The following is a 12,189-nucleotide window of genomic DNA, read 5'->3' on the forward strand; positions in this document are numbered from 1 at the left end:
TTTCGGGGACGGTTTTAAGTATACCACTGCTTCCCCACCCAGAAAAGGACAAGTCCTTCTCATGTGTCCGCCCTCCGAATAAAAAAGCCGCCAAGTTTGTCTACCCAGCGGCTTCTTTTTTACATCTATTCGAAAGTTTTGTTCATTTTATGCCGTTAAAATGTAAAAGCTTCTCCTGCTTTACGGCTGTCATCAAGGACAAGAATGCCTTTTTCCTTCGGCGCGTCTGGGAGGTTCAGTTCCTTGGCAGAACAAATCATACCGCTTGACGCCACTCCGCGAAGTTCCGCATCTTTAATAATCATACCGCTCGGCATCACGGCTCCAACTTTGGCTACGACGACTTTTTGGCCGGCTTCAACATTAGGAGCTCCGCAGACGATTTGCAGCGTCTCGCTCCCTGCATTCACTTTGCAGACACTCAGTTTATCGGCATTCGGATGCTTTTCTTTTTCTTCGACATATCCGACCACAAACTTCGGAGAAAGATCGACGGTCAGCTCATCTTTCAAACCGTTGCGGACCAGGATTTCATTCACATCCTGGACAAAGGATTCGGAAAGCGCAACAGCTCCGCTTTCCTCAATGCTTAAATATGAGGAGACATTAAAAATGTTATAGCCTCCTGTTTCCTTTGTGTCTTTATGAAAAATTTTCACGACGTCTCCGCAGCGCTCAAAAGCGATCTCTTCGCGCGGAATATCGTTCAATGAGATGAGTAGCGTATCGCCTACGCCTTCTGGATTATAAAATGCGTTCATGAGAAAAATTCCTTTCTATCATTTCTTTTTAGGGCGGTTTTTAGCCAGAATAAAGATCGGTTCAAGCTTTCCATCCTCATAAAGGAAAGAAAGCGCAGTGATCGGCACTGTTCCGTTTGCAAAAAAGCTCATCGACATTTGCCCGAGAATATCGTATCCGGCATTGTTGCGGATGTCGGCAATAATCAGCACATCCTGGTGCGGGATTGACACCGCCAGTGTCCCTTCCGCGCTTTTCTCATACTCTGCGAGAATCGATTCGTTCAACACCCTGCTGGCGTCATAGCCGTCATTTGCTCTGAAAAAGTAGAAGTGATTGCCGGCGACTGCGTCTTCTTTGACAACGGTTTGGAGCGAGCGAAGGTTAAAGGAAGCCGTTTCCCGAATCCTTTCCTTTGTCCAGCCCTCTTTTTCAAGCATTTTTTCGTCGATCAGCCGGTATGTGTTGCCAAGATCGAGCGCGTAGTATATTCGTGTTTCAGCCGTGTGGCCGTCAAAAATCAAGGGAACGCCTGCGCTGGATTTCTCGGGAAAGGAAGTCGAGCGGATGACGGGATAGATGAGACTTTCCCGCCCTTCCATTTCCTGCGACTGGCCTTTCATGGCATTGAGTGCTTCCTCAGTATAATAGACGACTTCGTCAATCGCATCATCTTTTTTCTGCTCCCATTTGGCGATGATCCCCGGGAGTTCGAGTGTAATGCCTTTTCCTGTATTTTTATCCTCGATTCTCAAGGTGTCTTTTTCCCTGTCGAAATGAAAGGACCAGTTGTCATTTTGCAAACGTTTTTTTAATATATCGGAAAGTTTCCTTGACGTCATTTTCATAGAGGAACTCTCCTTTCGGCTACTTATTCAGGGAATCTGTCAAAAATTGCTCGATTTCCTCTTTCGTTTTTCGGTCTTTGCTGACAAAGCGGCTGATTTCGTTTCCTTCTTTAAATACGAGGAAGCTCGGGATTCCGAAAATGTCCCACTCCGCGCACGTATCAATAAATTTGTCACGGTCAACATAATAGAATGTAAATTCCGGATAGTTCGCCTCAAGCTCGGGCAAAAACGGTTCTACAAAACGGCAGTCCGGGCACCAGTCAGCCGAAAACATCAACAAGGATAAATCGTCTTTCACAACTTTTTGCAGTTCTTCATTCGTCTCGATCGTTTTCATCACTCAACGCCTCCAATATATGTTCTTATCATCCATTCGGATCATACCAGACAACCGGCTCCATATCCAGCCTTTTGCTGTCCACCTGCTTTTTTAAAAGATGGACGATTCTTTATGTATCTTACCCGTTTTAAAAAGGGAAAATCTTAACGATCCGATCCTCTTTCATATCATAAGCATAATTTTTTTGCTTTATCAAGCCATTCTCGTTTAACATGGTAAGTAATAGGGTAAAAATATCCGTTAAGGCGCCTTGCGCCGTGATCCCATGACAGTCAGGAGGAGCATGTATGGAATTTATCGTTTATCTTGCCGGAGAAATACATAGCAATTGGCGTGAAGAAGTGAAGGAAAAAGCAAAATCGCTCAAGCTGCCGATCACGTTTGTCGGACCGATGGAAAATCACGACCGCTCCGACAACATCGGTGAAGAAATTATGGGCAAGCAGGCTGATTCGATCGCGAAAGATGATGCAGCCTCGGATTTGAATAATTTTCGAACTTCCGTTTTAATGAACAAAGCGGATGTGGTCATCGCTCTTTTCGGGGAAAAATACAAGCAATGGAACACGGCGATGGATGCTTCATACGCGATTGCCAAAGGCAAGCCGCTGATCATCATCCGTCCTGAGTCACTCCATCATCCGTTAAAAGAACTGTCAAACAAAGCGAACATTACCGTAGAAACTGTCAATCAGGCGATTAAATCGTTGTCGTACGTATTTGAAAGCCGGTAGCTGTATCATCAAAAAGAGACCCTGTGCGTAAAGCGGCACAGGGTCTCTTTGTTCAATCATTTCGTAAAATCGACTGTACGGCAGAACTGTCGCAAGCTTTGACAAGCTTGAGCAGCAATTCTTTTGCAGCAAGGTAGTCATCAACGTGGATAATGGAAGCAGATGTATGGATATATCTTGAACAAATGCCGATCACGGCCGAAGGAACGCCTTCATTTGAGATGTGAACACGACCGGCATCGGTTCCTCCAGGGGAAACAAAATATTGATACGGGATGTCATGAGTCTCTGCCGTATCCAGCACAAAATTTCTCATTTCGCTGTGCGTCACCATCGTCCGGTCGAAAATCCTTAACAACACCCCTTTGCCGAGCTGGCCAAATTGATTTTTGTCGCCGCTCGCATCGTTTGCCGGACTTGCATCAAGCGCGAAAAACAAGTCAGGCTGTATCATATTGGCCGCAGTTTGCGCGCCTCTTGTGCCGAGCTCTTCCTGAACGGTCGCGCCTGAGTAAAGCGTGTTCGGAAGTTCTGCTCCTTGCAGTTCTTTCAGCAACTCAATGCTGAGTCCGCAGCCGTAGCGGTTATCCCATGCTTTCGCCATGATCTTCTTTTCATTTGCCATCGGGGTAAACGGACAGATCGGCACGATTTGCTGGCCTGGTTTGACACCGATGCGTTCGGCATCTTCCCTGTCATCCGCACCAATATCAATCATCATGTTTTTGATATCCATTGGACGTCTCCTCTGCTCATCTGTTAAAAGATGAGGAGGCGTGCTCGCGATGACGCCGGGGATCGGCCCGTTGTCCGTATGGATTTCCACCCGCTGAGCCAATAAAACCTGGCTCCACCAGCCGCCCAGTGTTTGAAACCGAAGCAGTCCGTTGTCTGTGATTGATGTCACCATAAATCCCACTTCATCCATATGGCCGGCCACCATAATTTTCGGACTGCCTTCAGGTCCATGTTTAACGCCGAACACACTTCCCAGTCTGTCCTGGAGGATCTCATCAGCATATTTTTCAAGCTCTTTTTTCATGAAACGGCGGACTAGATGTTCATTTCCCGGGGCGCCGGGGAGCTCCGTCAGCGTTTGAAAAAGCGTTCTCGTTTCCTGATTCATCTGTTTCCCTCTTTTCTTATGTATCTCTCTACATTTTACATAAGTGTGCGATGTGTTTCCAGAAGAGAGCCCATCCTTAACACGGACGGACATGTTCTGTATAATGAAAAAAACAAGCTTTGGAGGTGCTGAAAAGATGAAACTGCGCCATTTTCTTCTTGGGGCCGGCATCGGCATTGCCGCGGCCGTTGTTGTCAAACAATATGTCATGCAGCCTTACATTTCTTCTGAAAAAGCGCTGCGCATCGTCAAGTCCGCTTTTAAACAGAGAGGCCCGATCGACGGTTCATGGATATATACCGTTCCGGAAGCCTATACCGTAAACGGCGAAACCGTCATGGTGTACAAAACAGGCATTACACGTTCTGCTTTCGGAGAGCTTGAACAGTACGAAGTCATGGTTGATGCGAAGACAGGCATGATCGTAGATGTGATTGATACCGCAGCATAGCATCAAAAAAATGCGGCCTGAAATGGCCGCATTTTTTATATGGCGCGAATCGGCCGGTAGACCGGATGCCACATCGCATCCTGCACAGCTTGAATCACATCGCCCGGCTCATTTTCTGCAACTCCGTCTTTTATGGCTGCTTTAATGACAGCCGTTGCTACTGTTGCGGAAACCGTGCGCAAATCCTCAACCTCCGGAAGGAGCGCTGCGCCGGGCCGGCCGGTGTCAACCATACCCGCGATCGCAGCTGCGCTGGCGTAAAACATGTTGTCCGTAATCAGCCTTGCTTTTGATACGAGCGTTCCGAGACCGAGACCGGGGAATACAAAGGCATTGTTCGCCTGGCCGATCGCATAACGGGTGCCGTTGTAATCGACAGGCGCAAACGGGCTTCCTGTGGCGACGAGCGCCCGCCCTTCCGTCCATTTGATCAAATCTTCTGGTCTTGCTTCAGATAACGGCGTCGGATTGGACATCGGAAATATAGCCGGCCGTTTCACATGCTTTGCCATTTCTTTTACGATTTCTTCTGTAAATGCGCCCGATACAGTAGAGGTTCCAATCAAAATGGTAGGCTGCACTTGTTTTACCACCTCAAGCAGATCGATTGTATCCCCCGGGCCGTTCCGGCTAAAGTCTTTGACCTCGTCGGCAGGCCGTGCATACGGCTTTTGAATGTCCTGCAAGTCGTTCATATCATCTGTCAGCAAACCGTTCCGGTCAACACACCAAAAACGGCGGTATGATTCCTCTTCCGACACCCCCTCTTGAACAAGAGCGGCGCGAATTTGCTCTGCGTTGCCGATCCCGGCCGTCCCCGCTCCGAATATGACCACTTTATGATCTTTCAGGGGCATTTTCGATATTTTGACGGCCGCAAGCACCGCTGCAAGGGTGACTGCTCCTGTGCCTTGAATGTCGTCATTAAAGGTGCAAATTTTGTCTTTGTATTTTTTTAAAATCTGACGTGCATTTTGCGTTCCGAAATCTTCCCAATGCAGCAAAACGCCCGGAAACGTCTCGGTTGCGATTTGAACGTATTGATCAATAAACGATTCATAACGCTCGCCTCTGATTCTTGAATGCTGATTCCCGACATAAAGCGGATCATTGAGAAGCCTTTCCTGGTTCGTCCCCGCATCAATGACAACGGGAAGGACCCTGTTAGGATCGATGCCCGCAGCCGCAGTATAAACGGCAAGCTTTCCGATCGAAATGGCGATGCCTCCGACTCCCCAATCCCCGATTCCGAGAATCCCTTCAGCATCAGTGGCCACGATCAAATCGATCCGGCTTTTTTTAGCGGCCAGATTTTCAAATGCCGTTTTCATGCCTTCAGGGTCATTAACCGACAAAAACAGCCCCCGCGGCTTTCTGTATTCATGGCTGTATTGCTGGATTGCCGTTCCGACAGTCGGGGTATAAACAATCGGCAGCATTTCTGTCATATGGTCGTTCAGAAGCCTGTAGAACAGCACTTCATTTCGGTCATGAAGCGCCGTTAAATAGACGTTTTTGCTCAAGTCATCAGGTTGTGATTGGAACTGTTTATACGCCCGTTTTGCCTGTTCTTCAAGCGTCAGCACCTTGGGAGGAAGCAATCCTGTCAAGCCGAGAGCTTCCCTTTCCTCCGGAGGGAAGGCAACCCCTTTGTTCAGCAGGGGCGTTGCAAGGACTTCAAATCCTCTTAATTGCGTCTCGATCACTTGTTCATTCAGATTATTGTGGCTCACCCGTCGTCTTCCTTTCAAAAGTTAGTTATCCTTAGGATGGATAACTACAAAGCAAACCATTCACCAAAATAGCTTAGCGCCTTTCTCTCTTTACTGACTCTGCAATCTCGCCGTTTTCATCCCATTTTAATGCCCTATAAATGGCGTCATGGTAAAAAATGTACCAGGCGTTTTTCTCGGCGGCTTTCGCCTGCCATGCTTGCTTCGCCGCAATCGATGTCATCGGATAATCGTCGTACGCCAGCACCCAGAGAGGATTCTGATGGGCATGCGTCGGCATAATATCAGCCATATGAAGGGCCGTTTCGCCGGCATCCTCAAGAACGATCACGGAATGACCGTCGCTGTGGCCGCCTGTATGATGCATCGTAATTCCCGGCAAAACTTCAAGCTTCTCATCGAAGGTCCTCACTTGATGCTGAACTGCTTCCCAGTTTTCTTTCCAATATGTATTTTTCGAGCGGATATTCGGATTTCTCATCTCTTCCCATTCGATCGCAGACGTGTAAATCGCTGCATTCGGAAACACGGAAACAAGGCTTTCTCCCTCATAGCGCGTCAATCCGCATGCATGGTCAAAATGGAGATGTGTCATCAGAACGGCGTTGATATCTTCCGTTGAGAGCTCGAGTGCTTTTAACGAGTCAGCAATTGACGATTCTTCGGTGACCCCGTAATTTCGTTTCTGCTTATCCGTCAGTTTGCCGCGTCCGATACCGGAATCGATCAGCAAATTTGTGCCGTCTTTCTGAACAAGTATAGGGTCTGTTCTCAGTTCGATCTGATTTTTCTCATTGGCCTCATACTTTTTAGACCAAAGCGGCTTGGGCACAACGCCGAACATGGCGCCTCCGTCCATATGTGTAACGCCTCCGTTCAGCCATGTCAGCTTGATTCGTCCGATTGTTAAAGTTTCCATGATCATCCCTCCTTCTCCTATCGTAGCAAAAAACGCAACCCGAAGCTTCATTTGAAAGCAAAAAAACAGACCGCCGGAAGCAGTCTGTTTTTTATGTTCGCCATTCAGCTTCTACTCTGTAGATCGGCTGGCCTTTAGCGGCGAACTTTTCTTCGTATTCGGTCATCACGTTTCCTTGAAAATCGCTTTGATGCAGATCAAGGCTGACGAACGTCAAAACGAGTCCGTATTCGGAAAAACTGGTAAGGGAGTACTCAAATAATCCTCGGTTATCGGTTTTGAAATGAATCGCTCCCTTGCCTCCGAGCACCTGCTCATACTTTTTCAAGAACGCTTGATTGGTCAGACGGCGCTTTGCATGGCGTTTTTTCGGCCACGGGTCGGAAAAATTCAAATAGACCCGGTCGACCTCCCCATCTGCAAAAACGTCTGAAAGCATATTGGCATTAATGTTCAAAAGCTTTACATTCGGCGCCTCTGTCTGCTTTACTTTATCAACAGCGGTTACGATGACGCTTTTAAATAATTCGATTCCGATATAGTTTACATCCGGATTTTGCAGGGCCATTCCTGAAATAAATTGCCCTTTTCCGGTTCCTACTTCGATGTGGATCGGGTTGTCATTTCCAAAAATGGAATGCCATTTCCCTTTACATTGAGACGGCTCGCTGATCACAATATGAGAGTTTTCAGCCAGGTAGTCATCCGCCCAAGGCTTGTGACGCATTCGCATGTACTTACACCTCTATTTGTTATATCGTCTTACAACATACCATGAAATCCCGGAATCCCGCAAGGCCTCTTCCAAAGCAAAAAAGACCGAAGATCGGCCTCCGGGTCTTTCGCGTATAAATTACAGCTTTCTGAACATTTTAATCCATATACTCCGAGAATGAAGGGAAGTGCCAATATTATGGGCTTAAATCAGCAAAATCAGATTCATCTATTAAAAGATATTCTCTCAGACCATCAGGCAGACTGCACCGGAACCGTCGCTGAGTGCGAACAGATGGAGCGGATTATCAAGTCTTTAATGGCAAATACGAATCTTGACGCCGGCCTAAAAGGCGTCCTCGAAGACATTTATTTGTACAGCCAGAGGGGAAAATCGTCCGCTTCAATCAACAGCCACATTCAGGAACACCAGGATCATCTCACACAATGGGTGGAAGATATCGGCTCATTTTCATGAAGCTCCGGCGAGACGCTTCATTAATGCGTGAAGCTGTTCCAGCCCTTGGTGAAAGCCTTCCTGATTGCCTTTCGCTTCTTGCCAGAGTGTTGTCATTGCTTTTTCCGCCAATACGTACCAAGCCATTCTCAGCCTGAGATTGTCCGTTAACGAAGAGCCGTAGCGTTCGAGCCAGCTTCCCCATTCCCGCTCTTCAACGTAATGATAAAGAAGTGGCCCCAGATCGATCGCGGGGTCTGCAATCATCGCTCCATCCCAATCGATTAAATAAAGCTGGTTCTGATCTGTAAGAAGCCAATTGTTATGATTCACATCGCAGTGACAGACGACCTTTTCTCCGGACTGTACATCATCGAGATGGTGCTCCAGATACAAAAGGGCTTGGTCAAGCTGCGGTATCGGATATTGCCGGGCCTGGATAAACTGCTTCAATTGAGTGATTACAGAGCTTGGCTGAAAAGGCTGCTTGCCGAGTCTCTTCAGCATGTCTAAAAGCTCTTTGGAGCTGTGAATTTTCCGAAGCATCTCAGCCACCGCCTGGCTGTTCATATCCTTCGGCTTCAGTTCTCTTCCCTTGAGCCAGTGCTGTGCTGTAATCACATCCCCGTTTTCCATTCGTTTTGTCCAAACGAGCTTAGGAACAATTCCTTCCGCGGACAGGACAGCCAAAAAAGGAGAGCTGTTGCGCTTTAAAAAAAGCTGCTGTCCATTATGTTCTGCATAATATGCGTCTCCTGTAGCTCCTCCTGCGGGGGAAATCTCCCATTCGCTACCTAGTAATTGTCCCAACCAGTTCATATCGATTTTCAACCCATCATTTCATTAAAAGATTTTAAAAAGCATCTGCTCCCTAGAGCGGGCAGCAAACCGCTTGTATTGTCGTCTCTTTATATTCAAATAAAAAGACGGCTATTGAGAGTCATTTGTGCTAAACAATAGCCGTCTTTTAAATTTTAGCGCTAGACGCCAAACTTCGTCAAGCAAAACTAAAAAATCCCTTTTGGTTCGTATAGAACATAGGTTCCGATGCCGTTTAGCCGAAGCCTTTTTTCCGCTTGAACCTTCCCATTGAAGAACGTAAAAGGATCGCAGTGCAGCAAGTACTGTTTCTGGGCGGGCAGCTCAAGCGTTTCCTTTTTTGCAGACGGACAATGCACCACTATGATTTCGTTCCAGGGATCAAATGCTGCAATGTTCTTCAGCTTGTAGGCCGTCACTTCTCCTGTACCGCTCATAAAAGAAAGATGTTCCTTGACTTCCTCCTCTTTTTGCAGACGAAAAGCGGGATGGCTTCTCCGCAGCCTGATCAGCTGGCGCACATATTCGACGTCCTCGCAAAGCTCCGCCCGCTTTTCCCAATCGAGCCTGTTGATGCCATCTCCCGACCTGTAGCTGTTGCTGTCCCCATTCTTTGTTCGGCAAAATTCCTGCCCGGCATGAAGAAATGGAACGCCTTGCGAAAGCAGGACGATCGACAGCGCGAGCCTTTGCCTGAGCCGTTTTGTGCAGGCATCTTCTTCCGAACAGAAGGCCATCTTATCCCAAAACGTATGATTGTCATGGCACTCCGCATAATTGATTGACTGTGGCGGCAGCAAGAATCCCGGTGAGCCGGCAATTCCATGTTGAAGCTCAGCTTTTTTTCCAGTGTCCCCTAAAGCATATCCACGGTCACCGAGCTCAAATGTACTCCCTTTGACTGCGTTTCTGAACCGATCATTAAAAAAGCCGACCGCCGGAACTTTCCCGGCATTTTGCAATGTTGCTTTTTGCCCGCTTTCAAGCGGGGTATTTAAATCCCAGCCTTCTCCGAACAGGAGCGCGCCCGGCTTCACATTCTCGGCAAGCTTACTGATTTGGCGGACGGTTTCAATATCAAGAATGCCCATTAAATCAAAACGAATTCCGTCGACATCATATTCTTCAAGCCAATAGCGGACAGAATCGAGAATATATTTTCGCACCATCAGCCGCTCAGATGCAATGTCATTTCCGACGCCTGTTCCGTCGGCTGGAAAACCGTATTCATTATGTCTGAAAAAATACCCGGGAACCGTTTTTTCAAAAGGGGATGTTTCCCTCTTGTACACATGATTATATACGGCATCCATGATCACGGAGAAGCCGTGTTTGTGCAGCGTCTGAATCATCGTTTTCAGCTCGGTGATTCTGCTTTTGGGGTTCTGCGGATCGAGCGAATAGCTTCCTTCAGGCGCATTAAAATGAAGGGGGTTATAGCCCCAATTATAGGATTGGTCCGGAGACAGCTCGTCAACTCCGGCAAAATCGTGAAAGGGCAGAACCTCGATATGGGTGACGCCGAGCTCTTTCAAATAGGCAATTCCCGTTGAGAAGCCGCCGGACGTTTCAGTTCCGTCCTCTGTGAAAGCAAGATATTTGCCTTTATGGCGCATACCGCTGTCTTCATGAATCGAAAAATCGCGGATGTGAACCTCATATATAATCGCATCACACGGACTGTGAAGGCTTGGCGCACGGTATTTTTTCACTTTGACTTCCTCAGGATCTATTACAACGCCCTTTTCCCCGTTTACCGTAACAGCTTTCGCATAAGGATCGACTGTCAATAACGGCGTCCCGTTTACATAAAGCTTATATAAATAGGACCAGCCGTTCAGATCGCCTTCGACCGTTACCTCAAAAACACCCTTTTCTCTGCGCATCATTTGAAAAGTATTTGTTTGAAGCGAATCAGGGCTCTCCAGCTTGATCGCTGCCGTACTCGCGGTCGGCGCCCATACCTTAAATAAAGTACGCTCTTTTGAATAAAAAGCACCGAGACGGCCGTCATAAAAAAAAGCCTTGTCAAACGCCGCACTTCGGGTAACAGAACCAATTTGCAGGTCTGTCCAGACGCTTTCTTCACAGCATACTTTATGAACTCTTCCGAATGGAACGGGGCGGCTGCTTTCGAGAACATACTTGAATTTCTCCTCAAGCTCCTCCGTCGCTTTTACCGAAAGCTCTATCTTCCCTCCTTGATCATCTTCAAGCAGAAAAGGGGGGCTGCAGCTTGACGCGCGGCTCTTCGGAACTAAAACAGTGATCGTTCTCATTTCATCGAGATAAGCTTCAAAGGGGCGGCTGATACCCGGCATATCAGTCTCTCCTTCATTCGAAAGATTTATGCTCTTAACCGAAGAGATTCGGTCCCTGTTTTTATGAAAACGGGCGCCCAGCCGATCACCTCTCCATCCGCTTGAAAGAGCACCCGCTCATTCGTATGAAAATAAATTTCTTTCGTCTTAAACGCCGTAACACCGTTTTTACCGATGTGTTTGCCGAATATCATTGCAAACAAGAGGCCGGCTTTTTTCAATACGGAGCGGTCTTCAATAATGATCACGTCTAAAAACTCATCCCGCGGATTCGCGTTCGGTGCAATCTTCATGTCTCCGCCATAGTAGGGGTGATTTGAAACCGACGCAAACCAGATTTTTTTAAACGTACGCTTGTCATCCCCATTCTCATACGAAAGAACAAACGGTTTAAACGTAAACGCCGTAACAAAGAAAATCAGCGGCTGAATCAAATGATTCAGCCTGAGAGCAGCCGTCCATTTCGGCAAAGCAGTCATCTTTTTGACGGCGCAGGCATCAAATCCTAGGCTGAGATGATTGGCAAAATAGAGTTCGTTTTCACTGTCTTTCGTATGAAAGCTTCCGAGGGCATAGGTCCGGGTCAGCGATTGCCCTTTTCGCTTCATTTCTTTAATGACATTCGATTTTTTCACGGCAAAGCCGCGTTTAAAATCATTATTTAAGCCCGACGGGATGACGCTCAGCTGAATATCCCGCAAGCTGACTAAGCCGTTGAGCACTTCATGGACGGTTCCGTCCCCGCCGATCACCAGCAGACGCTTCAGCCTGTCATCCTGCATCGTTGATATTTGCCTTGCCAACACTTCAGCATGCCCGGGATGCTGGGTCATAAATGAGCGGTACGATATATTTGCCTTTTGAAGGTCTTTCTGCAATGATTTCCATACTCTGAAGGCCGTCGCATTTCCCGCCTTTGGATTTATGATGATATACCAATCGCTCATGATTCCATTCTCCATTTTATAGTATGAAAAAGCCGG

At 47.4% G+C, this 12,189-nt stretch carries 13 protein-coding genes; 3 read left to right on the forward strand and 10 right to left on the reverse strand.

Going from position 1 to position 12,189, the window contains the following annotated elements:
• Nucleotides 1–155: 155 nt before the first annotated feature.
• Genes ytpR through MHB72_RS16470 form a run of 3 tightly spaced genes read right to left on the reverse strand, consistent with a single transcriptional unit; the run spans nt 156 to nt 1,929 of the window.
• The gene (gene ytpR / locus MHB72_RS16460; protein ID WP_020452612.1) at nt 156–761 is read right to left on the reverse strand and encodes a YtpR family tRNA-binding protein; all 606 of its coding nucleotides are present in this window, start codon (nt 759–761) and stop codon (nt 156–158) included.
• Nucleotides 762–779: 18 nt separating this feature from the next.
• Complete coding sequence (locus tag MHB72_RS16465; protein ID WP_020452613.1) at nt 780–1,589, reverse strand: DUF1444 domain-containing protein; 810 nt, start codon at nt 1,587–1,589, stop codon at nt 780–782.
• Nucleotides 1,590–1,608: 19 nt separating this feature from the next.
• The gene (locus tag MHB72_RS16470) at nt 1,609–1,929 is read right to left on the reverse strand and encodes a thioredoxin family protein (protein ID WP_003184462.1); all 321 of its coding nucleotides are present in this window, start codon (nt 1,927–1,929) and stop codon (nt 1,609–1,611) included.
• Between the two features lie 290 nt (nt 1,930–2,219).
• On the opposite strand from MHB72_RS16470, the gene MHB72_RS16475 reads away from it, so the two are divergent.
• Complete coding sequence (locus tag MHB72_RS16475; RefSeq protein ID WP_020452614.1) at nt 2,220–2,666, forward strand: YtoQ family protein; 447 nt, start codon at nt 2,220–2,222, stop codon at nt 2,664–2,666.
• A 52-nt stretch (nt 2,667–2,718) separates the two neighbouring features.
• Here MHB72_RS16475 and MHB72_RS16480 read toward each other — a convergent pair whose 3' ends face one another.
• Entirely contained in the window at nt 2,719–3,792 is a 1,074-nt protein-coding gene (locus tag MHB72_RS16480) for a M42 family metallopeptidase (RefSeq protein ID WP_216919769.1), read from the reverse strand.
• 136 nt (nt 3,793–3,928) lie between these two features.
• On the opposite strand from MHB72_RS16480, the gene MHB72_RS16485 reads away from it, so the two are divergent.
• On the forward strand, nt 3,929–4,243 hold the full coding sequence (locus MHB72_RS16485; RefSeq protein ID WP_020452616.1) for a PepSY domain-containing protein: 315 nt from the start codon (nt 3,929–3,931) through the stop codon (nt 4,241–4,243).
• A 35-nt stretch (nt 4,244–4,278) separates the two neighbouring features.
• Here the strand turns inward: MHB72_RS16485 and MHB72_RS16490 are convergent, their stop codons facing one another.
• The 3 genes from MHB72_RS16490 to trmB form a co-directional block, all read right to left on the reverse strand.
• Entirely contained in the window at nt 4,279–5,976 is a 1,698-nt protein-coding gene (locus MHB72_RS16490) for an NAD-dependent malic enzyme (protein ID WP_186440062.1), read from the reverse strand.
• A gap of 73 nt (nt 5,977–6,049) precedes the next feature.
• On the reverse strand, nt 6,050–6,895 hold the full coding sequence (locus tag MHB72_RS16495) for a YtnP family quorum-quenching lactonase (RefSeq protein WP_216919767.1): 846 nt from the start codon (nt 6,893–6,895) through the stop codon (nt 6,050–6,052).
• Nucleotides 6,896–6,986: 91 nt separating this feature from the next.
• On the reverse strand, nt 6,987–7,628 hold the full coding sequence (trmB, locus tag MHB72_RS16500; protein WP_023855521.1) for a tRNA (guanosine(46)-N7)-methyltransferase TrmB: 642 nt from the start codon (nt 7,626–7,628) through the stop codon (nt 6,987–6,989).
• Nucleotides 7,629–7,808: 180 nt separating this feature from the next.
• Here trmB and MHB72_RS16505 point away from each other — a divergent pair, with 180 nt between their 5' ends.
• A complete protein-coding gene (locus MHB72_RS16505; protein WP_020452620.1) occupies nt 7,809–8,087 on the forward strand; it encodes a YtzH-like family protein in 279 nt (92 codons plus the stop codon).
• Here the strand turns inward: MHB72_RS16505 and MHB72_RS16510 are convergent.
• The 3 genes from MHB72_RS16510 to MHB72_RS16520 form a co-directional block, all read right to left on the reverse strand.
• Nucleotides 8,082–8,885, reverse strand: coding sequence for a phosphotransferase family protein (locus MHB72_RS16510; RefSeq protein WP_020452621.1), 804 nt, complete (start codon nt 8,883–8,885; stop codon nt 8,082–8,084). The genes MHB72_RS16505 and MHB72_RS16510 overlap by 6 nt on opposite strands.
• A gap of 188 nt (nt 8,886–9,073) precedes the next feature.
• On the reverse strand, nt 9,074–11,206 hold the full coding sequence (pulA, locus tag MHB72_RS16515) for a type I pullulanase (protein WP_145930104.1): 2,133 nt from the start codon (nt 11,204–11,206) through the stop codon (nt 9,074–9,076).
• Between the two features lie 26 nt (nt 11,207–11,232).
• Entirely contained in the window at nt 11,233–12,153 is a 921-nt protein-coding gene (locus tag MHB72_RS16520) for a YegS/Rv2252/BmrU family lipid kinase (protein ID WP_025810988.1), read from the reverse strand.
• Nucleotides 12,154–12,189: the final 36 nt, after the last annotated feature.

Source organism: Bacillus sp. FSL K6-1284, from assembly GCF_038002625.1.
GTDB lineage: Bacteria > Bacillota > Bacilli > Bacillales > Bacillaceae > Bacillus > Bacillus paralicheniformis.